The organism is Paenibacillus sp. NPDC056722 (assembly GCF_042790635.1).
Classification (GTDB): Bacteria; Bacillota; Bacilli; order Paenibacillales; family Paenibacillaceae; genus Paenibacillus_AQ; species Paenibacillus_AQ agri.
This window is the reverse complement of the sequence record NZ_JBHTYV010000023.1, coordinates 13051-38347: the sequence shown is the minus strand read 5'-3', so window position 1 is coordinate 38347 and position 25297 is coordinate 13051. Positions and strand designations below refer to the sequence as shown.

Here is a 25297-nt window from a genome sequence, read left to right as displayed (position 1 = left end):
TAAAATACTAGGTGACAGCTTAAAAAGCGCCGTACATCCCCAAAGTGGGGTGTGCGGCGCTTTCTGGTTACTATAGAAGAAATAGCGGATTCTACTCCCCGGCTTGTTCCCGCTGGAATTGGGCAATGGCCTCGTACTGACTTTCCAGACTTCTAAATACGGAAATATAGATCGGCAGGAGCTTCTTGTACACCTTGGCATGCTCAGTGAACGGATGGTGCTGGTGTGTGGAGCCAATCATATCGAACACGACGTCGAAGGATTCTGCACGCCCAGTGGCGAGCAGTCCGAGGACAACCGCGCCTAGGCAAGAGCTTTCGAAGCTCTCTGGCACAACCACCTCCTGGTCGAAAATATCGGCCATCATCTGCCGCCACAGCGGGGAGCGGGCGAAGCCGCCTGTCGCAAGAATTTGATGCGGGCGGCCGATACTCTCTTCCATCGCCAGCAGCACGGTATACATATTGAAAATTACGCCTTCCAGCACGGAGCGGATCATATGCTCTTTGTGATGGTTCATCGACAGTCCAAAAAAGGAGCCGCGGGCGTCAGGATTCCATAGTGGCGCTCGTTCACCTGTCAGATAAGGATGGAACAGTAAGCCGCCGCTGCCAGGGGGCACCTGCTCGGCGATACGTGTCAGCACCTCGTAGGGGTCGATGCCAAGACGCTTCGCGGTTTCTACTTCGGAGGCGGCGAATTCATCGCGTACCCAGCGGAACAGCATGCCGCCATTGTTCACCGGTCCGCCGATGACCCAATGGTCTGCCGTAAGAGCGTAGCAGAAAATCCGCCCTTTGGGATCTGTAATCGGACGATTTACAACCGTTCGGATAGCCCCGCTGGTCCCGATCGTAGCGGCGACAACTCCCGGCTTAATGGCACCTACACCGAGATTGGACAGCACGCCATCACTGGCGCCAACGACGAACCGGGTCGATTGGAGCAAGCCAAGCTTGTCCGCCAGCCCGGGGAGCAGGCCCTGCATGACATGTGTAGTCGGCACAATGTTCGAGAGTCGGTCTTTGGTAATCCCGGCGATATTCAGGGCTTCAGCATCCCAGTCGAGCTGCTCCAAGTTAAGCATCCCAGTCGAAGAGGCGATGGAGTAATCAATAACATATTCGCCGAACAGCTTGGCGAATATGTATTCTTTAATGGAAATGAACTTATCGGCCTGCTGGAACAGGTCCGGATGATCTTCCCGCAGCCACATTAGCTTGGTAATTGGCGACATGGGATGGATAGGTGTCCCTGTTCGAAGGTACAGGTCCTGGCCATGCAGTTCATTCTTGAGACGCAGCGCACAACCTGCACTACGGTTATCGGCCCAGGTGATACAGGCCGTTAAGGGATTGCCGCTGCCGTCAATGGCAATAACACTATGCATGGCGGAGCTGAAGGAGACGAACAATACATCATCTGCCCGGGTCCCGCTCTGTTTCATTACATCCGACACGGTGCCGATGACCGCCTCTAAAATCTCATTCGGGTCCTGCTCTGCCACTGATGGGGACGGCTGATGAAGCGGGTAGCCGATGTTAGCCTGGGCTACAATGTCACCATTTTCCCCGAAGAGGACCGCTTTGGTGCTAGTCGTCCCGATATCCACGCCAATCATATAAGAATTGCTCATGCTTCATTCCTTCTTTCCACTGGAAGTACTACATAAGATACGAACATTTTAAAGGGGATTTCATGCAGTCTGAAGAAAATGTATTACGTACACAATTACATAAATCTTTGAAATATTCCGGTATTCTAAGTACAACGAGGTCAACTAGGCCGATTCCCTAACGATTTTAGCATACCTTGACAGGGCGGTTCCAACCCCTTTAAGCCAGAGCTCTGCTTTGCATCTGAATGGAGTGGAAGGTCCGAGGGGTTTTGTAACTACGGTAACCATCAAGAAATTAGGTTTGAAAAGCAACAGTTTTACAAGGCACAATTGACGATTTAGAGTAGTACGTGATACGATATTGCAAATACTTTAATTTGCTACCACTTTACCATAGTAAAGCAAGTGGAATTTATAAATCACAATGATACCTGATGAGGTGAACCTAGAAGATGTCCAAACCAAAAGGATTCGAGAAGCCGGCCGGCGTGCGTGACTATCTCCCGCATGCGGTATCGAAGCTGCGCAAGATTGAAAGAGACGTGCTGCATTGCATGAGCCGTTGGGGATACCGGCAGATGATCACACCTACGCTGGAATACTACGATACCGTTGGTGTTGCCAGCTCTACATCCGATCAGAAGTTATATAAATTACTGAATAACCGCGGTCAGGCACTGGTGCTGCGTTCGGAGATGACTGCACCCGTAGCCCGGGTGGTATCTTCGCTGCTGAAGGATGAGCCACTGCCGCTACGTCTCTCTTATCACGCTAATGTCTTCCGGGCAATTGAGGAAGAGGCCGGGCGGGAAGCGGAATTTTTTCAGACTGGCGTTGAACTGGTGGGTGACGATTCCCCAGAGGCGGATGCAGAGGTGGTTGCGCTGGCGATTGCATCGCTGCAGGCTGCAGGGGTGAAGTCTTTCAAAATCGCGATGGGCCATGTCGGTTTCCTAAATGGGCTGTTCCAGGAGGCTGTGCCGGGTCTGCCGGAGGCTCAAGAGGAATTAAAGAGCCACCTGCTGAGCCGGGATTATGTCTCCTTCCGTGAAACCCTGCGCCGTCTGGAGTTGCCTGAAGCGCAGAAGAAGGAGCTTAACGACCTGCTGCGTCTTCGTGGCGGTAAGGAAATATGCAATCAGGCGCTGGAACTTAGCGGTCACCCGCTGGCCCGGGCTTCCATCGAGCATTTATGCAAAGTGTGGGAGGTGCTGGAATCTTACGGGGTGTCCCAGCACGTGTTGATCGATCTGACGATGATCGGAGACTTCACTTACTATACCGGAATGACCTTCGAGGGCTACGCGGCTGAGTTGGGCTTCCCGGTATGCAGCGGCGGACGTTATGACAATCTGTTGCAGCAGTTTGGTCGTCCCGTTCCTTCCACAGGCTTTTCGCTCAAGACGAATCGTATTCTGGACGGTGTTCCTGCAGAGAATGAAACGGAAGAGCTGCCTATTCTGGTACAATACGATGTATCCCGGCGTCAGGATGGGCTGCAGGAGGCTGCGCGATTACGGTCGGAGGGACGTGTTGTAGTAACCCGTTTGCTCTCCGAGCAAGGAGATTCTGATAGCGGCGATAAACCAGGGGCTGATAGCGCCGGGCTACAGGAAGAAAGATATGAGGAAGTACGTACATTCGCGGTCCGTTCATGACTTCGAATTATAAATATAATTAACCAGATCTAAATAACTGTCGTGAGCGACAGGAGAAAATAACCAATGATCGCACCGGAAATGGAGGCAATTGAACAATGGCGCAGATTTTGAAGGTGGCTATGCCTAAAGGCCGCATTTACAATAAAGCGGCGGAATTATTCCGTCAAGCCGGGCTTCCGATTCCGCCGGATGGCGAAGAATCCCGCAAGCTGGTCGTCCCAATTCCCGAAGCTGGCATGGAATTCATACTGGCGAAGCCGGTAGATGTTCCTACATATGTCGAATATGGTGTGGCAGACATCGGAATCGTGGGGAAGGATGTTCTGCTGGAAGAGGACCGGGATGTGTATGAACTGCTTGACCTTGGTATTGCACGGTGCCGGATGTCGATTATCGGCCTGCCGAACTGGCAGCCGGGCATTCAGCAGCGGGTGGCAACCAAGTACCCCAATGTTGCGTCCCGTTACTTCCGCGAGCAGGGTCAGCAGGTGGAGGTTGTTAAGCTGAACGGCTCTATCGAACTGGCCCCGCTGATCGGACTGGCGGATCGGATCGTTGATATGGTGGAGACAGGACAGACCTTGCGGGATAACGGACTCGTGGAAATGACCAGTATCTTTGAAATTACAAGCCGTCTTGTGGCGAACCGGGTAAGCTACCGGATGAAGAATGCAGAAATCCAGCAGCTGTGTGACCGGCTTCAAGGCGTGATTGCAGGTCCAGGGCTCGAAGTTGGCGTGAGCAAGCAGCGTTAGGGATGTCTAAAGGAGGAACCAGCAGTGAAGATCCAATCAAGCAAAGAATTCAATCTTCAGCGGGAAGTTGAATATGGAACGCCGGAGCAGAATAAGGCCGTGAAGGAAATTGTGGCCGATATTAAAAAAGAAGGAGACGCTGCGCTTTTCCGTTACACGGAGCGTCATGACGGTGCCCTCTTGACGCCGGATACACTGCGGGTGAAGCCGGAGGAGCTAGAGGCAGCCTACGGGAAGGTTGAGGCGTCGTTTGTCTCCGCCATCCGCGCGGCGGCAGCCAACATTCGGGCGTTCCATGCCCGGCAGAAACGCAATTCCTGGATGGATCTGCAGCCGGATGGCACCATCCTCGGCCAGATCATCCGCCCGCTGAAGCGGGTGGGCGTATACGTACCAGGCGGGAAGGCGGCTTACCCGTCTTCCGTGCTAATGAATGTCATCCCCGCCCAAATCGCGGGCGTGCCGGAGATTGTGATGGTGACTCCGCCATCCACCGGCGGCAAGGAAGGCATTGACCCTTATATTCTCGTGGCCGCCGCGGAAGCGGGCGTACACGAGATCTACCGTGTCGGCGGTGCGCAGGCGATAGCCGCGCTGGCCTACGGCACGGAGAGCATCGCGCCTGTCGATAAAATCTGCGGCCCCGGCAACATCTACGTCGCGCTGGCAAAGCGCGAGGTGTACGGGGCTGTCGATATCGACAGCATCGCCGGTCCAAGCGAGATTGTCGTGCTGGCGGATGAGACCGCCGAGCCGGCTTATGTCGCTGCTGACCTGCTCTCACAGGCCGAGCATGACGAGATGGCCTCGGCCATTCTGGTGACGCCAACGCAAAGCTTGGCGGAATCGGTTGCCGCCGAAGTGGAGCGGCAATTACAGGCGTTGCCGCGGCAGGCCATCGCCCGGGCCTCGGTGGAGAATTACGGTGCGATCATCGTCGTAGAGTCGATGGAAGAGGGAATCTCGGTCGTTAACCGGCTGGCGCCGGAACACCTGGAGATTGTAACCGCTGATCCGATGAGCCTGACCGGGGCCATCGAGAATGCTGGCGCGATTTTCCTGGGCCCGTACAGCTCGGAGCCAGTGGGGGATTATTTTGCGGGACCGAACCATATCATACCGACCAATGGAACGGCACGCTTTTCCTCCCCTGTGGATGTGGACGATTTTATTAAGAAATCAAGCCTGATCTACTACAGTAAGGAAGCTTTACTGCGTGATGGGCAGACGATTATAGAACTGGCGCGCCGTGAAGGGCTGGAAGGCCATGCGCGGGCCATTGAAATCAGACTGGAGAACGAACTGAAAGGTGGAAACGGACATGGAGAGCAATAACGGACAGGTGGCACGCGAAGCGGGGTTAAGCCGCACAACGAACGAGACGGACATCAAGCTGTCCTTTGCTGTAGACGGGAACGGGACTTCGGAGCTGGAGACTGGAGTACCTTTTCTGAACCATATGCTGGATCTCTTCACCAAGCACGGCCAGTTTGATCTGACGGTTCAGGCGAATGGCGATATTGATATTGACGATCACCACACGGTGGAGGATATCGGTATCTGTCTCGGGCAGGCGCTACGTGAAGCGCTGGGCGATAAAAAGGGAATCAAGCGTTATGCGAGTGTGTTCGTTCCAATGGACGAGGCGCTGGCTCAGGTTGTTATTGATATCAGCAACCGGCCTCACTTTGAGTACCGGGCAGAGTATCCTTCTCAGCAGGTAGGAAGCTTCTCGACAGAGCTGGTGCATGAATTCCTCTGGAAGCTCGCACTGGAAGCACGGATTACCCTGCATGTCATCGTACACTACGGCTCCAACACGCACCACATGATCGAGGCTGTGTTCAAGGCGCTGGGACGTGCACTGGATGAAGCCACCTTGATTGATCCTCGTGTGAAGGGTGTGCCTTCCACTAAGGGAGTGCTGTAACATGGCTGTTGCGATCGTCGATTATGGCATGGGCAATCTGCACAGCGTCAGTAAGGCTGTCGAGCGTCTCGGCTGCGAGGCGTTGGTGACGGGTGATCGTGAGCAGATACTGGCTGCAGATAGCGTTATTCTGCCGGGTGTCGGCGCCTTTGGCGATGCCATGGAGCATTTGCGGGAGAGCGGCCTGGATATCGTGGTAAAAGAGGTCGCTGCCGCTGGACAGCCGCTCCTCGGCATCTGTCTAGGCATGCAGTTGTTGTTCAGCAGCAGTGAGGAGCATGGCTCCCACGCTGGCCTAGATATTCTGCCTGGGTCCGTGGTGCGCTTCGCGCCCCGTGATGGTTACAAGGTGCCGCATATGGGCTGGAACCGTTTGAGCTTCCGCCAGCCGGAGAGTCCACTTCTAGAAGGGCTAGAGGAAGGACATGTGTACTTCGTTCATTCCTATCATGTGGAAGTGGGCCGGGAGAGCAATCTGCTGGCCGTGACTGATTATGGTCATCCGGTAACGGCAATCGTCGGACAGGATAATGTCTTCGGCATGCAGTTCCACCCCGAGAAGAGCGGGGACCTCGGCGTGCAGTTACTGGGGAATTTTTTGAAGCTTACTAGGGAACGGGTTTAGGGGATTTTTAACGGCTACGGACAATGAGCTTCTGAGAATCAAGTAAGGGCTAATAGTAAGGTGCTAAAACCGTAGCAACGAGAATTAGAATACTAGTTCCGAGAGTAACAATAACCGTATCAGCTATAACAAACATAAGCCCATTGCTGGGCTATAACCATATTGTAACGAGAGCGGGGAGCGTCAATGTCTTCTTTTATAGTGTATCCGGCGATTGATATCCGGGATGGAAAATGCGTCAGATTGCAGCAGGGCGATTACAACCAGGAAACGATCTTCAGCGACAGTCCACTGAAGGTGGCGCAGTCGTGGGAAGCCCAAGGTGGAGAGTTTATCCATCTGGTTGACCTTGACGGAGCAAAGGCTGGACACCCGGTCAACGATGCCATTATTGGCGCCATTGCTTCCAGTGTGAATGTTCCTGTGCAGGTTGGTGGAGGTCTTCGTACCCTTGCCGATGTAGAAAAGCTGCTGGGCCTTGGGGTCAGCCGTCTGATTATCGGGACAGCGGCGATCAATGACCGCGAATTCACGGAAGCCGTGCTGGGTAAATACGGCGACAAGGTAGCCATCGGCATTGATGCGCGGAACGGCTTCGTAGCCACGCATGGCTGGCTTGAAACCTCGGAGGTGCGTGCGGAGGATCTAGCCAAGGAATTGGCGGCCAAAGGCGCTGAGACCTTTATCTACACTGACATTTCCCGGGATGGCATGATGCAGGGTCCGAACGTGGAAGGCATTCTGTCGATGGCAGCGGCCAGCGGCAAAACAGTGATCGCTTCCGGCGGTGTGACCAGCCTTGATGACCTGCTGCGTCTAAACGTGCATAGCAGCAGTGGTATTGGCGGCGCAATTGTCGGTAAAGCGCTTTACACTGGCAACATCGACCTTGGCGGAGCATTGAAGGCGCTAGGACAGAAATAAGATCGGGGGATATCATCTATGTTGGCTAAACGTATCATTCCCTGCCTCGACGTCAAGGACGGGCGGGTAGTCAAAGGCGTCAACTTTGTCAATTTGCGCGACGCTGGTGATCCAGTCGAACTGGCAGCTCTATACGACCGCGAAGGTGCGGATGAGCTGGTATTTCTGGACATCTCCGCTTCAGTGGAAGGCCGGGCGACCATGATTGAGGTGGTACGGCAGACCGCAGGTGAGATCAGAATTCCTTTTACCGTCGGCGGCGGAATTTCCGCACCGGAGGATATGAAGCGGCTGCTGCGCGCAGGTGCGGATAAGATTGGTATCAACACTGCGGCTATCACCAATCCGCAGCTAATTTTGGAAGGTGCCCGGCGTTTCGGTTCCCAATGTATTGTCGTGGCTATTGATGCCAAATACAATGACGCTTGGGGCGAGTGGGAAGTGTATACGCATGGCGGACGCAAGCCGACCGGAATCCGTACACTTTCCTGGGCCAAGGAAGCGGAAAAACTAGGAGCAGGTGAAATCTTGCTTACGAGTATGGATGCTGACGGTACAAAGGACGGCTTTGACCTGAAGCTGACAAGCGCTGTCTGCGATCTGCTCAGCATTCCTGTGATTGCTTCAGGCGGGGCCGGGAAGAAAGAGCACTTTTACGATGTATTTACGGAAGGAAAGGCGGATGCTGGGCTGGCCGCTACCATTTTTCACTATAAAGAAATTGCTATTCATGAGTTGAAGACTGATTTGAAGCAAAAAGGGGTGGAGATCCGATGAGCCAGGAGCAAGGAAAGAAAGAGCTGACACAACAAGAGGTCTTGGAGGGCATCCGCTGGAACGAGGCGGGTCTGCTGCCAGCAGTCGTTCAGGATGCAAATACGCTGGAGGTTCTAATGTTCGCCTATATGAACGAGGAATCGCTGCGGCTGTCGCTGGAGAGTGGACAGACTTGGTTCTGGAGTCGTTCGCGCAGTGAACTATGGCATAAGGGCGGTACTTCCGGAAATACCCAAGGGATCACTTCCATTCATTACGATTGCGACAGTGATACTCTGTTGGTCAAAGTGGTTCCTGAAGGCCCCGCTTGCCACACAGGCGAGACCTCCTGCTTCTTCCGCGAGATTCCGCTTAATCCACCAGTTGAGGTGGCACTGGACGCAGAGAAAGATGCGCAAGCGGCCAATGCTGCAGCCAATCTTTCAGACGCTCAACGCTTCGCGGTACTTGGCGAACTGGAACGCGTCATTGCTGAGCGGGAAGTAGAACGGCCGGAAGGTGCGTACACAACTTATCTGTTCGATAAGGGCGTCGACAAGATTCTGAAAAAAGTAGGCGAAGAAGCTTCCGAAACGATCATCGCCGCCAAGAATAAAGATAATGCCGAGCTGCGTCTGGAGATCAGTGATCTGATCTACCACCTGCTCGTGCTGCTGCAGGAACGCAAGCTGCCGCTGGACGAGATCATGGAAGAACTAAGCGCTCGTCACGAACGCCCACGCCGCGACTAAGGGGGTTCTTAAGAAATGCATATCGACTATCATACCCATCATGAACGCTGCGGGCATGCTGTGGGCAAGCTGGAGGAGTACGTCAAGCGCGGGATAGAGCTGGGTCTGGAACAAATGGGCTTATCTGATCATTTGCCGTTGATTCATGTGGACCCGGCCAGCTATTATCCCGAGATGGCGATGCCACTGTCAGAGCTGCCCTGCTATGTGGAAGAGTGTCTGTCGCTAAAAGAGCGATACCGGGGCATTATTGATCTGAGAGTAGGCCTGGAGGCTGATTATATCGAAGGCTACGAGGAGCAGATTCGTGAGCTGCTGTCTCCGTACCCGTGGGATTATTTAATCGGTTCCGTACACTTTCTGGGAGAGTGGGATATCACGGATTTCCGGCAAGTTCACGGCTGGGAGGGCAAGGATCCCCTGGACGTTTACCGGAAATATTATGATGCGGTTAGGAAGTCGGCGTTATCGGGATTATATGATATTATAGGACATATGGATGTGATTAAGCGCTTCGGCTATGGGCCGCAAAGCCCTGAAGGTCGTGCTGAGGTAAAGGAGCTTGAACGCAGCGCGTTGCAAGCCATTGCTGAAAGTGGCATCGCCATGGAGCTGAACGCTTCCGGGCTGACTAAGCCCTGCGCCGAGATGTTCCCGGCGGAGCATGTGCTTCAGGAGGCGCTGGCGCTCGGTATTCCGCTTACCCTTGGTTCTGATGCTCATGACCCAGCTAAGCTCGGCGAAGGCCTTCAAGAGGCACGCAGGCTGCTGTGGGAGACGGGCTTCCGCGAGTTAGCGGTATTCGAGGGTCGCAAGCGCACATCCGTACCGTTTGAACTATAAAAATATAATCTTGCAGGAGGGCGTCATGCATCATCATCAATTGCGTATTTTTTCCGGTTCGTCGAATCCAAAGCTGGCCGCAAATATTGCGGAACGGTTAGGAGTGGAATTGGGGCAGATCAAGCTGACCCGCTTCAAGAGCGGCGAGATTTACGTGCATTACGAAGAAAGCATCCGGAACTGCGACGTATTTTTGGTGCAATCCCTCTCTCATCCCATCAATGAGATGTTTGTAGAGCTGCTGGTAATGATTGATGCCGCCAAGCGTGCATCGGCTCGCACCGTCAATATTATTGTGCCGTATTACGGGTATGCCCGGCAGGAACGCAAGTCCGCACCGCGTGAGCCGATCTCGGCTAAAATGGTGGCGGATGTGCTGACCACAGCGGGTGCGAACCGCGTCATTACGATCGATCTGCATGCAGCAGCCATTCAGGGCTTCTTCAATATTCCTGTCGATCATCTGACGGCGCTTGACCTGATCAGCGGATATCTGAAGAATAAGAAGCTTACGGATCTCGTGGTCGTCTCTCCGGATGCCGGACGTGCATCGATGGCTGAAAAGCTGGCGAACCGTCTGGACTCGCCGTTCGCGATCATGATCAAGAAGCGTCCAGCCCATAATGAATCAGTCATTACTCATGTGATCGGTGATGTGGAAGGGCGTACGCCTATTATTATAGAAGATCTGATTGATACGGGAACCACGATTGTTAATGTGGTCGAGGGTTTGAAGGAAAGAGGGGCCAAGGACAGCATCATCTGCGCTACGCATGGCCTGTTCTCCGGGCCGGCATTAGAGAAGCTGGATCACCCTAACATTCAGGAAGTCGTGGTCACCGATTCCATCGCATTGCCTGATAACCACTCCAGCCGCTTCAAAGTATTGTCTGTTGCCCCTATGCTGGCACAGGCTACGCGCATCATTCTGGAAGGTGGCTCCATTGATCAATTATTCAGAGACGCGGGAATCTAGATTCCCCGTCTTTTTTTATGCGTAATCTTCATGATTGAGGTCTCAGGCACTCTCTGAAGGCTTTCTTTTCCTGTTTTTGCAGTCGGAACCCTATTCTCATGGTGAGAATCTCCTTGATACATGTGGTATACTGTGTGAAGACAGTCGGAACCATTACTGGAAACGACAGAGACCTTAAATAAGGAGTGTAGGGCTGCCGCAGGGCGCCACTCTCCTATTTTTCATAAGGATAAAGGAAGCTTACAAGGGAGGTGCGTTGCTTCCATGATGGAAACCACTTCAGAGAACGATGCGGTGAACAGCAAGCTGATCCCCGTCACTCTGGATGCCAATTTTTTCTTTGAAAGAGCCGTTCGGTCGCTGGACCGCTTTCAATATGATAAGGCATTAAAACATTTTCGCAAGGCTGTAGAGTACGAGCCGGATAATCCGGTGAATCATTGCAACATGGCGGGTATATTATCAGAGATGGGTAAATATGAAGCCTCGAATGATATATTGGCCCAGGTTCTGGAGACAATAGATCCAGGAATGACGGAATGCCACTTCTATATGGCTAATAATTACGCTAATATGGAAAGCTTTGAAGAGGCGGAGCGGGCGCTCGTCACATATCTGGAAGAGGATGCCAAGGGAGAGTTCCTGGCTGAATCCGAGGAACTGATGGAGCTGCTGCAGTACGAGCTGGATCGCCCGGCACCGCTGAACCGGATCAAGAGCCGGGAAGGGGTCGTGGAACATGACCGGGCCCGGGCACTTCTGGAAGCAGGTCAGTTTACGCAGGCAGTGGGACTGCTGGAAGAGATCGTGAGCGCTACTCCGGACTTTCTCGCCGCACATAACAATCTGGCCCTGGCCTATTTCTATATGGGGCGTTTCGCCAAGGCCCGGGAGTGCATCTCCGAGGTGCTTGAGCAAGATTCCGGCAATTTGCATGCCCTGTGCAATCTGGCGATCTTCTTGCAATATGAAGGGGACCGGGATCAACTCACCGGGCTGGTACGCATGCTAGAGGCTACAGTTCCCTTCCACCAGGAGCATGTCTTCAAATTGGCAACGACCATGGGTATTCTAGGCCGCCACCGCACCGCTTACGGCCATTTCCGTCGTCTGCTGAAGGATGAAGAGGTTGGCGGGGATGCTAGCCTCTACCATTACTGTGCGGCTGCAGCCAGCAACAGCGGGCTTTATGCCGAAGCCCAGCGCTGCTGGCGGCAAGTTACCAAGCTGGACCCCGAATCGGTGGTCCCGCAGTTCTTCTTAGCCCAGCTGGAGCAAGCCCAGAGTGAAGGGATCGAAATGCCGCTGGTGAGCTACAACTATCAACTGCCCTTTCAGGAGAAGTTGAAGCTGTGGAAGGATAACAAGGGCAGCTTCGCCGAGGAAGTGAAGACCAATCCGCTGCTGCGCTCCTCATTCTTCTGGGCGCTGCGTTATGGCGATACCAACACGAAGCTGCAGGTCACCGAAGCATTGCGCTGGATTGACGACGCAGAGATGTCCCGGATTCTACAAGACCTGCTTAGCCAACAGCCTTTGCAGGAGGAGAAACTGCAGGAGGCCGCTCTGCTTAGCCTGCAGAAGCTGATTGGCAGTGGCCCGGTGGAGAACGCGCCGCTGCAGCAAGATCCAGAACCGGCCCCCTTGTTCCAGAAGGGACAGCCGGAATGGAAAGAGGACTGGCAGCGGGTCATTGACCAGACCGCCAGCATGATGGACCGCCGCTATGATGCCGGCCAGAAGAAGGACGCCGAGCAGCTCTGGCAGCAGTTCATCGGCCGGCTGTACCCGGATGTGCCTTACATCCGTCACGCTGAGGGCTGGTGTGCCGCCTTGGAGTATCTGACCGCCAAGCTGCATAAAAGGCCGGTCACGTTCCGTGAGGTCGCGCAGCGATATGGCGTCACCGAATCGATGGTCAGCCGCTATGCCAAGCGGATCGCAGCAGAATGTGAAATTAACTAGATCTTGGACAGGAGCTTGACTCCGCGTTTACCGAGAACAGATAAGTGCCTGATGCATACCGGAGGATGTCTGAAAATATCACAATTTATAGGCGTTATGACATAAATGAGACCTATTTTTTGACGAGAAAACGGATGTCGATTCTCTTTTTTGGAGGACGGCCAACCCGTTTCTTATAAAACCCTATCTGCGAGGAGGCCACTGTGATGTACAAAACAATTGTAATCGGAACAGGCCCGGCCGGGCTGACTGCCGCTATTTATCTAGCACGTGCCAACTTGAACCCGCTGGTTATTGAAGGTTTGCAGCCGGGTGGACAGCTGACCACCACTACAGAAGTAGAGAACTTTCCAGGATTCCCTGAAGGAATACTCGGTCCTGATTTGATGGATAATATGCGCAAGCAGGCCGAGCGCTTCGGAGCGGAGTTCAAGAATGGTTGGGTGGAGTCTGTTGATTTCTCCCAGCGTCCATTCAAAGTAACGGTAGATGGATTAGGCGTACTAGAGGCGGAGTCGGTGATTATCTCGACCGGCGCTTCGGCAAGATATCTGGGTATTCCCGGTGAGCAGGACAACGTGGGGCGCGGGGTCAGCACATGCGCAACCTGTGACGGATTCTTCTTCCGCGGCAAAAAGATTGTTGTGGTCGGCGGCGGCGACTCCGCGATGGAGGAAGCCAGCTTCCTGACCCGGTTTGCTTCCAGCGTCACGCTGGTACACCGTAGGGACGAACTGCGTGCTTCGAAGATCATGCAGGATCGTGCGCGGGACAACAGCAAGGTAGCCTGGGCGCTTAACCGCACACCGCTTGAAGTCACGACAGATGAGTCTGGCGTGAAGGGCTTGACGGTGCGCAACAATGAGACGGGGCAAGAAGAGCTTGTTGAAGCAGACGGTGTATTTATCGCTATCGGGCACACCCCAAACACGGCATTCCTCGGTGGACAAATTACCACGGATGAAGGCGGATATATTGTAGTGAACCCGGGTACAACGGAGACGAATATTCCAGGCGTCTTCGCCTGTGGCGATGTGCAGGATAACCGTTACCGCCAAGCGATCTCGGCTGCGGGCACAGGTTGTATGGCTGCAATGGATGCGGAGAAGTTCCTCGAAGGTACCATGGTGCATGACTGGAGCGAGACTCTCGATAAATAAGCATATTTTCAATGTAATACAACCGCGTACCGTTGAGGGTACGCGGTTTTTTTTATGTTTAGATTAAATCTCCATATGTAGCACGTTCGTCCCCAATATTTCCCTCTGGATTATTCTTAAATTTCATCTATATAGACGAATTAGAATGACAAACAAAGCCTGAGTTAATAATCATGATTTCCGAAGTGTAATTAACGGCATTTTTGTATCTTAAATAGTCTGCAATTAGTGGTTATTAGAAATTAAGTGCAATATTGTACCTTAAATCTTCCACAATACCCCTTTTAACGTGATTTCTTAAAAATAAGCTACAAAAATGCTCTTAGTTTGCTTATATGCCTCTATTTGAGAAATATAAGGTACAAAAATGCTCTTATATGGCCTGAACTGAAAAATTTACTTAAGGGAACGGATTGGAAGGGGATTTTGGATCTGTAGGAGCGATAGTGTCGTCCTAAAAGCTTTTCGTAGGAAAACTGGCATCGGAAGCATAGGCATACGCGGTCCGGGCTTTACCCGCGAATAGCGGTACAATCCCAATAAATCTGGAGACAACCGTAGCCGGAAGTCCAAACACTTGCCGTAATGACAACTATAGACTTGTTAACATCCAGGTTCAATCTACATAGTTGAAGAGGTTACGATTATCGAAAGTTTGTTGCTTGAAAATCTCTACCTGCCCGCTTAAAAACACTTTTTTTCACTTTGTGATTGCAATCACTATGGTGCCTGTTTTCCTATGATAATCTGATGTTGAGAACAGTTCTCAGTGAGGGGGAGTACAGATGAAAAAGGTGCTGAAGCTGGATGAATCCATCTTCGAACTGGTGGGCAGGCACCCCGAGGTAATGGAGATTATGGTGGAGCTAGGATTTCACGATATTGCCAAGCCAGGAATGCTGCAGACGGCCGGCCGTTTCATGACCCTGTCCAAGGGAATCAAGTTGAAGAAAATGGACCCGAGTACAGTTAAGCTGACTTTTGAGCAGCGGGGGTTCAAGGTTCTGGAATAGATGCTCCGCCGAATGACCCCCATTACAGACAAGGAGAGAATACCAATGAGCGAACTGATCAATAACCGTGAAGCCACAGTGCCGGAGCAGACCCGCCGTCAAGCCATGCTAAAGGAGATTATCAAGGAACTGCATGCTGGAAAAAGCGTAGAGGAGGTCAAAGCCCGCTTCGCTGAAGCGGTAGGGAATGTGACGGTAGCCGAAATTTCCGCGATGGAGCATTCGCTAATGACAGAGGAGGGCATTCCGGTCTCCGAGGTGCAGCGCCTGTGTTCCGTGCATACGGCAATTTTTAAAGGCTCAATAGAGGAGATTCACCGTTCCTCGACGCCGGAAGAGCAGCCTGGACACCCTGTGCATACATTCAAGCTGGAGAACCGTGAGGTGGAAAAGCTCCTGAACTTCCGTCTATCTCTGCACGCAGACAAATTCGGGAGAGCGGACAGCGAGAAGATGGTCTACAAGCTACTGGAGGACCTCAGTCTGTTGCTGGACCTCGACAAGCATTATAGTCGTAAGGAAAATCTTTTGTTCCCTTATCTAGAGAAATACGGGATCTATGGTCCGACCAAAGTGATGTGGGGCGTCGATGACGGCATCCGCAGCCTGATTAAGACCGCCAAGGCGCAGCTGAGTCCTTATCAAGGTAATCAGAAGGAAGTTGGCGAGCTGCTGACAGAGATCATCCAGGAAGTTAATGAGATGATATTTAAGGAAGAAAATATTCTGCTGCCTATGGCGCTCGACAAGCTGACTGAGGATGAATGGGTGAAGATTGCCCGGGAAAGCGATGAAATCGGCTCTTGCCTGACCTTCCCTGAGCAGGAATGGATACCGGAGCGTGCCTCGGAACCGGAGGGAGCCGCCGAATTCGTAGCCTCAGAAGAAGAAGGCGGGACTGTACCGAAGGGCTTTATCCGTTTTGAGACTGGACTGTTGTCACTTCATCAACTGGAGACTGTGCTCAATCATTTGCCGGTGGACCTGACTTTTATAGATGAGAACGACGTGGTACGGTATTTCTCGCACGGCAAGGAGCGTATTTTCGCCCGGACCAAAGCCGTTATCGGCCGTACAGTACAGAACTGCCATCCGCCGCAAAGTGTACATGTAGTAGAGAAGCTGCTGGAAGATTTCAAGGCGGGCCGCAAGGATGCCGAGGATTTCTGGATTGCGATCAAGGATAAATTCATCTATATCCGTTATTTTGCTGTGCGGGATAAGGAAGGTAACTATATGGGCACTCTGGAGTTTACGCAGAATATTGCTCCGATCCGGGCGCTAGAGGGACAGAAACGCATTTTATCGGAGTAACATCAGCACTGCGAGTGGATTATAATATACCAGGGAGTCCTGGTAGTCGAATATATGACTCTCTACCCCATTGGGCAGGGAGTCTTTTTTTAAAATATAAGAATTTATATGTTCTACGCTACAAATTATCCTTATATTTCTCGCTGAAACGGATACCGTCCCTTAGAGGACGGCAAAGCCGTGTCTACTTACTAATATAGAATTAATCAGTCTCACAGGAGATATATAACAAAAAGCCGGGTGTGTCGCCTTTCCTTGACCGCAGGGAGGGCTTCTATTATAGTGGGTACGTAGGATTAACTATTTTAGTATAGAAAAAGGTGGCTTGTTACATGTCTGAAAATATCTACGTTGGCGTGGATTTGGGCGGAACCGCAATCAAGGTTGGAATCTGCAATGCCGAGGGGCACCTGCTGCATACTTATGAAGGTCCGACAGGGACCCAAGAAGGCGTCGATACGGTTATCGATAATATCGTAAAGTACGTACGTCAAATCGTTGAAGACTCTCCATACACTTGGGACCAGCTTGCCGGTGTGGGAGCAGGGGTGGCCGGGTTCACAAATATCCGTGAAGGAATCATCATTCTTGCGCCGAACATAGGTTTTCGGGATGTGCCGATCCGTGCCATTCTGGAGGAGCGTTTAAACAAGCCTGTCAAAATAGACAATGATGCCAATGTGGCAGCTCTTGGCGAAGCCTGGAGCGGTGCGGGACGCGGCGTAGACAATTGTGTTTGCTATACTCTCGGAACCGGTGTCGGTGGCGGTATTATCATTAACGGTAAGATTTATCAAGGCTTCGGAGGCCTGGCTGGTGAGCTTGGACACATCTCTGTTGTGCCGGATCTGGAAGCTATTCAATGTGGCTGCGGCAAGATGGGTTGTCTGGAAACCGTTTCCTCGGCAACGGGAATTATTCGTATGGCCAATGACGCTGTAGCACGCGGTGATCGTACTTCCCTGTCCATAGTGGAGAAAATCGCTGCTAAGGAAGTATTCGATGCGGCAAAAGCTGGCGATGAAGTTGCGATCCGTATCGTTAACCGTGCTGCCTTCTATCTGGGCAAGTCTATGGCTGCTGTAGCTGCTGTGCTTAACCCTGAGAGCTTTATTGTAGGCGGAGGCGTGTCCAAGGCCGGAGATATTCTATTTGATGAGGTTCGCCGTGTATTCGCTAAGCTGGCGCCTGAGCCGCTCCAGGGTGGCGTAAGCATTATCCCTGCCGAGCTGGGTAATGATGCTGGTATTGTTGGCGCCGCAGGCTTGCTGCTTCGCTCTTAGAGTTGTTCTCGAAAGACCGCCTTTATTCATATAATATCCGATAGGAGGGGACGCTTGATGACGGAACTGGAGGAAGCTCCGACCGGAGGAGCCACCCTGATCATCATTACAGGCATGTCGGGTGCGGGCAAGACGATTGCTGTTCAGAGTCTGGAAGACTTAGGCTTCTTCTGCGTCGATAATTTGCCGCCCGTACTGATCCCGAAGTTTGCAGAGCTGATCGAGCAGTCCAAAGGCAAAATCGCCAAGGTCGCGCTTGTCATCGATTTGCGGGGGCGGGAATTTTTCACGGCCCTGTCTGAATCGCTCAGTTTTATTAAAGAACAGTTCACCATCGGATGCGAGATTTTGTTCCTCGACGCGACCGATTCCGTACTCGTCCAGCGCTACAAGGAAAGCCGGCGCCGGCATCCGCTTGCCCCGAAGGGCATGCCGCTTGATGGCATCAAGCTGGAACGCAAAATGCTGGATGAACTGAAGAGTTCAGCAACCCAGTACCTGGACACCAGCAGCATGAAACCGGCGCAGTTGAAGGAGAAGATTGTATCTCGTTTTTCCCACCTTGGAAAAAGCACACTCTCTGTCAATATCACATCGTTCGGCTTCAAGTACGGAATACCCATTGATGCAGACCTCGTTTTCGATGTCCGCTTTCTGCCCAATCCGCATTATGTGGATCACCTGCGGCCTCACACAGGCCAGGATAGTGATGTCTATGAGTACGTAATGAAATGGCCTGAAACGCAGGCGTTCCTGACCAAACTGCTCGATATGCTTCATTTTCTGATTCCCCAGTACCGCAAGGAAGGTAAATCCCAGATTATTATTGGCATTGGCTGTACCGGCGGTAAGCATCGTTCGGTAGCGATATCAGAATATCTGGGTAAAATGCTGGGGGTCAGCGAGACGGAATCCGTCACGGTCAGTCATCGTGATTCCGAGCGTGATCGGCATTAACGAGAGAAGGGATCAATAGTGGCTGAAGAACAAAGACAGCGTCCCCGAATCGTCGTGATGGGCGGCGGGACCGGACTGTCTGTAATGCTTCGCGGTTTGAAGGAAAAGCCGCTTGATATAACGGCTATCGTCACGGTAGCCGATGATGGGGGCAGTTCCGGCATTCTGCGCAGTGAGCTGCAGATGCCTCCTCCAGGCGATATCCGCAACGTCCTCACGGCGATGGCGGATGTAGAGCCGCTGATGGCGGATATCATGCGATACCGCTTCAGCAATGGTGAGGGGCTTGCCGGGCATAGCCTCGGCAACCTGATTCTGGCGGCGCTCACCGATATCTCCGGTGACTTCGTCACCGCCGTGCGTGAGCTCAGCCGATTGTTCGCCGTACGCGGACGGGTGCTTCCGGCTGCGGGCGATGCGGTTGTGCTGCATGCCGAAATGGCGGATGGCAGCATTATCACCGGCGAATCGAAGATTCCGGAAGCCGGTGGTGTCATCAAGCGGGTGTTCTTGGAGCCTGCCGATGTGGAACCGCTCCCCGAAGCGCTGCAGGCCATTGAAGAGGCTGATGCGATTCTTCTTGGACCGGGCAGTCTCTACACCAGCATTCTGCCGAACCTGCTTGTGCCGAAGCTGGCGGAGGCGGTCGTGAATTCGAATGCGATCAAGATTTTTGTCTGTAATGTCATGACACAGCCCGGAGAGACGGATAATTACACCGTGAGTGATCACCTCCAGGCGGTCTATGAGCATATTGGGCTGCATCTGTTCGATTACGTCATCGTCAATGATGGCGAAATCCCAGAGCAGGTACAGAGTAAATACGCCGAGAAGGGCGCACGTCCGGTGCAGCTCGACCGGGAGGCGCTTGAAAGCAACCGCTATAAGGTGATTGCCGATAAGCTTGTACTATTTCGGACGTATTTAAGGCATGATACGGATAAGTTAAGCCATCACATTTACCAGCTTGTACAGGACTGGATGACCAGAAAACCTGTCAGCAACGGATCGGGCCCCGAGGCTTAGGTACAGTTGTCTGCGGAATTTCCCGTAGCGGTAATAAAGTGATATCATGAAAGAGGTGAGATTCTTGTCTTTTGCGGCACTTACCAAAAAAGAGCTGACGATGGTGGAGAGCCAGCCCTGCTGTGAGAAAGCGGAAATGTCAGCCCTGATCCGGATGAACGGTTCGGTGCAGCTTTCAAGCAAAAAGGTGGTTCTTGACATCTCGACGGAGAACGCCGCGATTGCAAGACGGGTATATTCTTTGCTTAAGAAATATTACCAGGTCCATATCGAGCTGCTCGTGCGTAAAAAAATGCGTTTGAAGAAGAATAATGTCTATATCGTTCGAATCCCGAGCCATGTGCAGGAGATATTGAATGATCTAAGAATCGTCTCCGAGGGCTTTATTTTCACGGATGGGATTGACCATGAAATTGTCGCTAAGAATTGCTGCAAGCGGGCTTATCTGCGCGGAGCATTCATGGCGGGCGGATCGGTCAACAACCCGGAGGGCTCCTCTTACCATCTGGAGATTGCTTCTATGTATGAGGAGCATTGCAAGGCGTTAGTGGATCTTGCGGGTGAATTCCACCTGAATGCCCGCTGCATTGAGCGAAAAAAAGGCTTCATTCTGTACATCAAGGAAGGCGAGAAAATTATCGAATTCCTTAGCTTGATTGGGGCGCACCAGGCCTTGTTCAAATTTGAAGATGTGCGGATTATGCGCGACATGCGTAATTCCGTCAACCGGATCGTGAACTGCGAGACGGCCAATTTGAACAAAACCATCAGTGCAGCCGTGCGGCAGATTGAGAATATCAAGCTGCTGCAGCGGGAAGTTGGCCTGCAAAGCCTGCCGGATAAGCTGCGTGAAGTAGCAGAAATACGGCTGGCGCACCCGGATATCAACCTTAAAGAGGTTGGTGAGATGTTGAAGGGAACGGTCAGTAAATCGGGCGTAAACCACCGACTGCGGAAGATTGATGAGCTGGCGGATAAGGTAAGAGGCGGCTAAGTATTTTTTTCTAGTGTGGAATAAGTAATAATGATATAATATTATAAAATTTAATGTGAAATTTTTGGGCAGATCTCAATTAGGGGGTAAGTGTTTCATGACAAAGCACCCGGTAGTTGTACGGCTGAAGACGGGTCTCCATGCTCGGCCGGCAGCATTGTTCGTGCAAGAAGCCAACAAGTTTTCGTCGGAGATTTTCGTGGAAAAAGACGATAAAAAAGTAAACGCTAAGAGCATTATGGGTATCATGAGTCTGGCGATCAGTTCCGGCACGGAGATTTATATTAGCGCAGATGGCGCTGATGCGGATCAAGCTGTAACCGCTTTGACCAGTTTGGTGAGCAAGGAAGAACTGGAGAACCAATAATTGTAAGGCCTTACTTTATATTCGGCAGGACCAAAAGCCCCCTTGTGGGCTTTTTTTTATATTGAAAACTATAAATTTGAATTTATTAGACTATTGATAATGAGGTGTATAGTTATGGCGAAGCATGTGAGATTGGTAACGCCGGGTCCTGAGTATAAAGAGGCCTATTTGGAATTTTACCGGGAATGGGTCGATAGTGAGGAAGATATCGTTCCTTGGGTTGTTGAGAAGGATCCTAGTGATTTTGCAGCGATGTTGCACTTTCTGGAGGAGAACCGACTAGGCCTGGGTCTACCGGAAGGCTGGGTGGCGAATTCAACATTTTGGCTGGTGACCGAGGATGGGCAAGTTGTCGGCGCTGTTAATATCAGACACACTTTAACCGAGCGAGGGCTACTCGTGAGTGGGCATATCGGCTATGGGATCAGACCTGCGGCCAGACGCAAGGGGTACGCTACAGAATTGCTAAAGCAGGCGCTGGTGAAGGCCCGGGAGCTCGGTATTAATAAAGTGCTGGTACTCTGTGATGCAGTGAATACAGGATCGGCGAAGACGATTGCTAATAACGGCGGCGTCGAAGATAAGCCCTACACCGAGGAAGATGGGAATGTCATCCGTCGCTTCTGGATTGAAACCGGAGGATATCTTGAAAAGAGTCTGGAATAATCGATAAATATTTTTGTGTTCCGATATAAAATGATGCAACATTTGCCAACCCGTCCCGTCTAAAGGGTACCAACTAATCAAGAAGGCTGAAAGGGGATAGTAAACATGAATAAATTAGCTAAATCATTTGGAACGGTAATGCTGGCAGGGAGTTTGCTTGTTGGAGGCAGTGCTTTGAGCGCTGTATTCCAGGGGACTGCCACGGCCTATGCGGATGAGGTACAGAAGAATGTAGTAAATGTAGTCGGTAAAGGCGAATTGTCGATCAAACCGGATATCGTCTATCTGTCCATCGCTGTGGATACTTCGGCAGCAACGGCACAGGAAGCACAGAAAACGAACGCAGCCAAGATCCAAAAAATCACTACACTGCTGAAGGGCACTTGGAAGATCGCGGATAAGGACATTCAAAGCACCCAATTCTATGTACAGCCAAATTACACCTACAATGAAAAAGAAGGACAGCAGGTAAAGGGCTACAACGCTAATCATACATTGGTGGTTGCTTACCGTGATCTGGCAAAAGTAGGAGAGTTATTGGATGCTGCTTCGGCTGCAGGAGCTAACAATATCGGCAATGCCCGTTTTGCAGTAGAGGACAGCGCTGCTTTTGAAGCACAGGTTATTGAAAAAGCAATGGCTAACGCCGATGTTAAAGCTGGTGCGATCGCCAAAGCCGCTAAGCGCAGCCTGGGTCAGGTGATCAGTGTTAGCCAAAACGACCTTGGTAGCCAACCAGTGTTCTTCGATCAAACTTTAAAGGCGATGGCCGCTTCAGCTGATGCCTCTGGCAACACATCCGTGCAGCCGGGAGAAGTTAAAGTGACTACACAGCTTAATGTAACCTATGAATTGAAATAAACCAGCAGTCCCGTCATGAATGACGATAGGCTGTAATCATGAAGGGGCCATTTCCAGCCGCGTGTGCGGAGGGAGTGGCCTCTTTTTGCTGCGGATATTCTATAGAAAGGTACGAATTCTCTCATTTTGTTTAATGAAATGTAATAACACTACCTGTTATGCTGCTAATTTACTAAGGAATTGTAAAGAGATTTGTAACGACTGCATATGGCGTGTTCTCTATAATTAGAGGAGTGCAAATGACTCGGAGGGAGAAATGACAGATGAGTAAGATATCGATGAAAAATGGACGAAAATGGGGCGTGGGCCTGCTGGCGGCGGGGCTGCTGCTGGGCGGAGGCGTGCTGCCAGTACATACTAGCTTTGCTGCACCTGCTGTGAACAATCCGAGCAAAGCGGACACAGTAGCAGTTCTGAAATGGAATGGTGCCCTTACACAGCAGACCGGAATTGTTAGAAACGGACAGGTTTTTGTGCCGGTAACTTTTCTGCGTGATGTCGTAAAGCTTCCGGTAACCTACAGTCAAAAGGACAGCGCCTATACGATTGGAAAAGACAGTGCGGAGACGAAGCTTCTGGTCTCTTCGTATGGGGTGTCCATCACGGTGAATAACTTTTTCATTAACGATTATGAAGGACTAAACGTCAATAACCGGCTTTATGTACCACTGGGCCTCCTGACCGATTATATGGGTTATAAAGGTGACTGGAACGCCCCCTCTGGCCGCCTGAACCTTATGGTCAGTCCGCAGAATGCACTGAAAATCACCACGGCGAATTATGCCAAGGGTAGTGAGGATAAGGGGGCAGTCATCAACCTCGATTACCCACAGATAAGCGGGCTAGCTAATACGGATGTGCAACAGAAAATCAACGCTGCACTCAAGCAGTCGACCATGAGATTCGCGGCTGGGGCCGAAGCAGACATCGCAGACAGGGACGAACAGAGCCCTCCCTATGAATATGATGCAGGATATGCGGTGACCTACAATCAAAATGGTGTGCTGAGTGTTCTGCTGAATCAGTATGGTTATAGCGGGGGCGCGCATGGTATGTCCTACCGTCAGGCCTTTACCTTTTCTTTGAAAGATGGGAAACAGCTGCTCTTGCGTGATCTGTTCGGCGCTAATCCCAATTACAAGAAAGACCTGAACACCAAGCTGAGCCAGCGATTCAAAGCTGATGAAAGTTATTTTGGCGGCTTCACAGGCCTGAATACGGAGCAAAGTTACTATTTGAAAGACGGTAAGGTCGTTATCTTTTTCCAACTTTATGAATACACTCCATACGCTGCCGGATTCCCTGAATTCGCCTTCACTTTCAAGGAGTTGTTACCGAATGGGGGTAGCCCGTTTTCCGCTTTAAAATAGAGCCAAGGACACCTCCCCGTTACCTATTCTATGCAAGGCTCATATGATACATAGAGGTCCAGCATAGAGCGGGGAGGGAGAGTTATGAGCTTTCAGTATACAGCGCTGGGTGATTCCTTGACGACCGGATTTGGGGCGTTGCCGGGCAATGGATTTGTGCCAGTATACCGCAGAACGGCGGAGTCCAGGCTGGGTTCCTTCGTGGCCTCGTCCAATCTGGGTGTTAATGGGATGACTACAGCTGAACTGGAACAACGTCTGCGTAGAAGCAACGTCTTCCGGCAATCGGTGCGGGAAGCGGACATTATCACGATATCTATCGGCGGCAATGACCTAATCCGTGCAGCAAAGTCGGGGTCAGGCCCTAATGGGATTTCACCCAGGGTTCTGCAAAAATCATTGCAGGAATGTAGGCAGAACTTCGGCGGCATCATGAACTCGCTTGGACAATTGAAGGCGGGTACACGGGAGCCTTATATCATAAGAATCGTGGGATTGTATAATCCCTACCCCCAAGTAGAGGAAGCGACAGCATGGGTACGTCAATTTAACCAGTATGCTTCTGGTTACAGCAGCCGGGTAGTAGGTTTCGCTTCGATCTACGGTGAGTTCGCCGGCAACGAGCGAGGTTTGCTATCGATTGACCATCTTCATCCCAATGGACGGGGATATCGGGTGATTGCGAGCAAACTGGATGGACTCGGGTACGGAATGCTGTACTGATTAACAGACGTAGGATAAGAGCATAAAGTCCGATCGAATATGTAAAAAAAGCCCCTGGATCTGCAGCGCAGATTCAGGGGCTTTTGCATGCTCAGGAGAATTAAACTCCAGGAACCAGTGTCTTCTCAATCACTTTGTCAACAATACCGTACTCGGCAGCATCAGCAGCGCTCATGAAGTAGTCACGGTCAGTATCCTTCTCAATACGCTCCAGCGGTTGGCCAGTACGTTCGGACAGGATACGGTTCAGCTTGTCACGCAGCTTCAGGATACGACGGGCGCGGATTTCGATATCCGTTGCCTGTCCCTGAGCACCGCCCAGCGGCTGGTGAATCATGATCTCGCTGTTCGGAAGCGCAAAACGCTTGCCTTTAGCACCGGCGTTCAACAGGAAAGCTCCCATAGAAGCAGCCATGCCCACACAAATGGTGGAAACGTCAGGCTTGATGTATTGCATTGTATCAAATATAGCCATACCAGCAGTGATTGATCCGCCAGGACTGTTCACATAAAGGTGAATATCCTTCTCCGGGTCCTCAGCTGCCAGGAACAGCATTTGGGCGATGATGGAATTGGCCACCACGTCATTAACCTCCGTTCCGAGGAAAATGATGCGGTCCTTCAGCAAGCGGGAATAGATGTCATAAGCGCGTTCACCGCGGTTGCTCTGTTCTACTACCATTGGGATATAACTCACGTGGAAAACCTCCTTGGTATTGGCTCTTCGAATGTGTTCATTTTTTACTCTTACCGTAATA

25 protein-coding genes are annotated in these 25297 nt (G+C 51.7%); 23 read left to right on the top strand and 2 right to left on the bottom strand.

Annotation, left to right across the window (positions count from 1 at the left end):
• Positions 1–91: 91 nt before the first annotated feature.
• Positions 92–1636, bottom strand: a complete 1545-nt coding sequence (gntK, locus tag ACFRAM_RS28035) for a gluconokinase (protein ID WP_379470293.1) — start codon at positions 1634–1636, stop codon at positions 92–94.
• 434 nt (positions 1637–2070) lie between these two features.
• On the opposite strand from gntK, the gene ACFRAM_RS28030 reads away from it, so the two are divergent.
• From ACFRAM_RS28030 to ACFRAM_RS27920, 23 genes are all read left to right on the top strand, one after another.
• Positions 2071–3276 (top strand): ATP phosphoribosyltransferase regulatory subunit, encoded by a 1206-nt coding sequence (locus ACFRAM_RS28030; protein WP_379470291.1) that lies wholly within the window; start codon positions 2071–2073, stop codon positions 3274–3276.
• Positions 3277–3374: 98 nt separating this feature from the next.
• Positions 3375–4034: an ATP phosphoribosyltransferase gene (gene hisG / locus ACFRAM_RS28025; protein ID WP_066375749.1), complete on the top strand. Its 660-nt coding sequence runs from the start codon at positions 3375–3377 to the stop codon at positions 4032–4034.
• Positions 4035–4058: 24 nt separating this feature from the next.
• A complete protein-coding gene (gene hisD, locus ACFRAM_RS28020) occupies positions 4059–5369 on the top strand; it encodes a histidinol dehydrogenase (protein ID WP_379470289.1) in 1311 nt (436 codons plus the stop codon).
• A complete protein-coding gene (gene hisB / locus ACFRAM_RS28015; protein WP_175369949.1) occupies positions 5356–5964 on the top strand; it encodes an imidazoleglycerol-phosphate dehydratase HisB in 609 nt (202 codons plus the stop codon). The genes hisD and hisB overlap by 14 nt, the downstream gene beginning before the upstream one ends.
• Position 5965: 1 nt before the next feature.
• Entirely contained in the window at positions 5966–6589 is a 624-nt protein-coding gene (gene hisH / locus ACFRAM_RS28010; protein ID WP_379470272.1) for an imidazole glycerol phosphate synthase subunit HisH, read from the top strand.
• A gap of 186 nt (positions 6590–6775) precedes the next feature.
• A complete protein-coding gene (hisA, locus tag ACFRAM_RS28005; protein ID WP_175369951.1) occupies positions 6776–7513 on the top strand; it encodes a 1-(5-phosphoribosyl)-5-[(5-phosphoribosylamino)methylideneamino]imidazole-4-carboxamide isomerase in 738 nt (245 codons plus the stop codon).
• A gap of 18 nt (positions 7514–7531) precedes the next feature.
• Positions 7532–8290: an imidazole glycerol phosphate synthase subunit HisF gene (hisF, locus tag ACFRAM_RS28000; protein ID WP_379470269.1), complete on the top strand. Its 759-nt coding sequence runs from the start codon at positions 7532–7534 to the stop codon at positions 8288–8290.
• On the top strand, positions 8287–9021 hold the full coding sequence (gene hisIE / locus ACFRAM_RS27995; RefSeq protein ID WP_379470266.1) for a bifunctional phosphoribosyl-AMP cyclohydrolase/phosphoribosyl-ATP diphosphatase HisIE: 735 nt from the start codon (positions 8287–8289) through the stop codon (positions 9019–9021). Before hisF ends, hisIE begins: the two co-directional genes overlap by 4 nt.
• Before the next feature lie 15 nt (positions 9022–9036).
• Positions 9037–9864 carry a histidinol-phosphatase HisJ gene (gene hisJ, locus ACFRAM_RS27990; RefSeq protein WP_379470260.1) on the top strand — a complete coding sequence of 276 codons (828 nt, stop codon included), beginning with the start codon at positions 9037–9039 and terminating at the stop codon, positions 9862–9864.
• A 25-nt stretch (positions 9865–9889) separates the two neighbouring features.
• Entirely contained in the window at positions 9890–10840 is a 951-nt protein-coding gene (locus tag ACFRAM_RS27985; RefSeq protein WP_066375716.1) for a ribose-phosphate diphosphokinase, read from the top strand.
• Between the two features lie 264 nt (positions 10841–11104).
• Complete coding sequence (locus ACFRAM_RS27980) at positions 11105–12805, top strand: tetratricopeptide repeat protein (RefSeq protein ID WP_379470258.1); 1701 nt, start codon at positions 11105–11107, stop codon at positions 12803–12805.
• Between the two features lie 206 nt (positions 12806–13011).
• Positions 13012–13965 carry a thioredoxin-disulfide reductase gene (trxB, locus tag ACFRAM_RS27975; protein ID WP_175369956.1) on the top strand — a complete coding sequence of 318 codons (954 nt, stop codon included), beginning with the start codon at positions 13012–13014 and terminating at the stop codon, positions 13963–13965.
• Positions 13966–14750: 785 nt separating this feature from the next.
• Positions 14751–14978: a DUF1858 domain-containing protein gene (locus tag ACFRAM_RS27970; RefSeq protein ID WP_379470255.1), complete on the top strand. Its 228-nt coding sequence runs from the start codon at positions 14751–14753 to the stop codon at positions 14976–14978.
• Positions 14979–15023: 45 nt separating this feature from the next.
• The gene (locus ACFRAM_RS27965; protein WP_379470253.1) at positions 15024–16292 is read left to right on the top strand and encodes a DUF438 domain-containing protein; all 1269 of its coding nucleotides are present in this window, start codon (positions 15024–15026) and stop codon (positions 16290–16292) included.
• Positions 16293–16624: 332 nt separating this feature from the next.
• Entirely contained in the window at positions 16625–17575 is a 951-nt protein-coding gene (locus tag ACFRAM_RS27960; protein WP_379470251.1) for an ROK family glucokinase, read from the top strand.
• 57 nt (positions 17576–17632) lie between these two features.
• Positions 17633–18532 carry an RNase adapter RapZ gene (rapZ, locus tag ACFRAM_RS27955; RefSeq protein ID WP_066375696.1) on the top strand — a complete coding sequence of 300 codons (900 nt, stop codon included), beginning with the start codon at positions 17633–17635 and terminating at the stop codon, positions 18530–18532.
• 57 nt (positions 18533–18589) lie between these two features.
• Positions 18590–19558: a gluconeogenesis factor YvcK family protein gene (locus ACFRAM_RS27950; protein WP_379470308.1), complete on the top strand. Its 969-nt coding sequence runs from the start codon at positions 18590–18592 to the stop codon at positions 19556–19558.
• Between the two features lie 64 nt (positions 19559–19622).
• Positions 19623–20552, top strand: coding sequence for a DNA-binding protein WhiA (whiA, locus tag ACFRAM_RS27945; RefSeq protein ID WP_175369961.1), 930 nt, complete (start codon positions 19623–19625; stop codon positions 20550–20552).
• A gap of 97 nt (positions 20553–20649) precedes the next feature.
• Entirely contained in the window at positions 20650–20919 is a 270-nt protein-coding gene (locus ACFRAM_RS27940) for an HPr family phosphocarrier protein (RefSeq protein WP_019914358.1), read from the top strand.
• A 114-nt stretch (positions 20920–21033) separates the two neighbouring features.
• Positions 21034–21585: a GNAT family N-acetyltransferase gene (locus ACFRAM_RS27935; RefSeq protein ID WP_379470240.1), complete on the top strand. Its 552-nt coding sequence runs from the start codon at positions 21034–21036 to the stop codon at positions 21583–21585.
• Positions 21586–21690: 105 nt separating this feature from the next.
• The gene (locus ACFRAM_RS27930) at positions 21691–22446 is read left to right on the top strand and encodes an SIMPL domain-containing protein (protein ID WP_379470238.1); all 756 of its coding nucleotides are present in this window, start codon (positions 21691–21693) and stop codon (positions 22444–22446) included.
• Between the two features lie 263 nt (positions 22447–22709).
• Positions 22710–23816: a PdaC/SigV domain-containing protein gene (locus ACFRAM_RS27925; protein ID WP_379470236.1), complete on the top strand. Its 1107-nt coding sequence runs from the start codon at positions 22710–22712 to the stop codon at positions 23814–23816.
• An 84-nt stretch (positions 23817–23900) separates the two neighbouring features.
• The gene (locus tag ACFRAM_RS27920; RefSeq protein WP_175369965.1) at positions 23901–24539 is read left to right on the top strand and encodes a GDSL-type esterase/lipase family protein; all 639 of its coding nucleotides are present in this window, start codon (positions 23901–23903) and stop codon (positions 24537–24539) included.
• Between the two features lie 100 nt (positions 24540–24639).
• Here ACFRAM_RS27920 and clpP read toward each other — a convergent pair whose 3' ends face one another.
• A complete protein-coding gene (clpP, locus tag ACFRAM_RS27915; protein WP_175369966.1) occupies positions 24640–25236 on the bottom strand; it encodes an ATP-dependent Clp endopeptidase proteolytic subunit ClpP in 597 nt (198 codons plus the stop codon).
• Positions 25237–25297: the final 61 nt, after the last annotated feature.

Coding starts and splice junctions, on each gene's coding strand:
- gntK (WP_379470293.1), bottom strand. CDS start 1,636: ATGAGCAATTCTTATATGATTGGCGTGGATATCGGGACGACTAGCACC.
- ACFRAM_RS28030 (WP_379470291.1), top strand. CDS start 2,071: ATGTCCAAACCAAAAGGATTCGAGAAGCCGGCCGGCGTGCGTGACTAT.
- hisG (WP_066375749.1), top strand. CDS start 3,375: ATGGCGCAGATTTTGAAGGTGGCTATGCCTAAAGGCCGCATTTACAAT.
- hisB (WP_175369949.1), top strand. CDS start 5,356: ATGGAGAGCAATAACGGACAGGTGGCACGCGAAGCGGGGTTAAGCCGC.
- hisH (WP_379470272.1), top strand. CDS start 5,966: ATGGCTGTTGCGATCGTCGATTATGGCATGGGCAATCTGCACAGCGTC.
- hisA (WP_175369951.1), top strand. CDS start 6,776: ATGTCTTCTTTTATAGTGTATCCGGCGATTGATATCCGGGATGGAAAA.
- hisF (WP_379470269.1), top strand. CDS start 7,532: ATGTTGGCTAAACGTATCATTCCCTGCCTCGACGTCAAGGACGGGCGG.
- hisIE (WP_379470266.1), top strand. CDS start 8,287: ATGAGCCAGGAGCAAGGAAAGAAAGAGCTGACACAACAAGAGGTCTTG.
- hisJ (WP_379470260.1), top strand. CDS start 9,037: ATGCATATCGACTATCATACCCATCATGAACGCTGCGGGCATGCTGTG.
- ACFRAM_RS27985 (WP_066375716.1), top strand. CDS start 9,890: ATGCATCATCATCAATTGCGTATTTTTTCCGGTTCGTCGAATCCAAAG.
- ACFRAM_RS27980 (WP_379470258.1), top strand. CDS start 11,105: ATGATGGAAACCACTTCAGAGAACGATGCGGTGAACAGCAAGCTGATC.
- trxB (WP_175369956.1), top strand. CDS start 13,012: ATGTACAAAACAATTGTAATCGGAACAGGCCCGGCCGGGCTGACTGCC.
- ACFRAM_RS27970 (WP_379470255.1), top strand. CDS start 14,751: ATGAAAAAGGTGCTGAAGCTGGATGAATCCATCTTCGAACTGGTGGGC.
- ACFRAM_RS27965 (WP_379470253.1), top strand. CDS start 15,024: ATGAGCGAACTGATCAATAACCGTGAAGCCACAGTGCCGGAGCAGACC.
- ACFRAM_RS27960 (WP_379470251.1), top strand. CDS start 16,625: ATGTCTGAAAATATCTACGTTGGCGTGGATTTGGGCGGAACCGCAATC.
- rapZ (WP_066375696.1), top strand. CDS start 17,633: ATGACGGAACTGGAGGAAGCTCCGACCGGAGGAGCCACCCTGATCATC.
- ACFRAM_RS27950 (WP_379470308.1), top strand. CDS start 18,590: ATGGGCGGCGGGACCGGACTGTCTGTAATGCTTCGCGGTTTGAAGGAA.
- ACFRAM_RS27940 (WP_019914358.1), top strand. CDS start 20,650: ATGACAAAGCACCCGGTAGTTGTACGGCTGAAGACGGGTCTCCATGCT.
- ACFRAM_RS27935 (WP_379470240.1), top strand. CDS start 21,034: ATGGCGAAGCATGTGAGATTGGTAACGCCGGGTCCTGAGTATAAAGAG.
- ACFRAM_RS27930 (WP_379470238.1), top strand. CDS start 21,691: ATGAATAAATTAGCTAAATCATTTGGAACGGTAATGCTGGCAGGGAGT.
- ACFRAM_RS27925 (WP_379470236.1), top strand. CDS start 22,710: ATGAGTAAGATATCGATGAAAAATGGACGAAAATGGGGCGTGGGCCTG.
- ACFRAM_RS27920 (WP_175369965.1), top strand. CDS start 23,901: ATGAGCTTTCAGTATACAGCGCTGGGTGATTCCTTGACGACCGGATTT.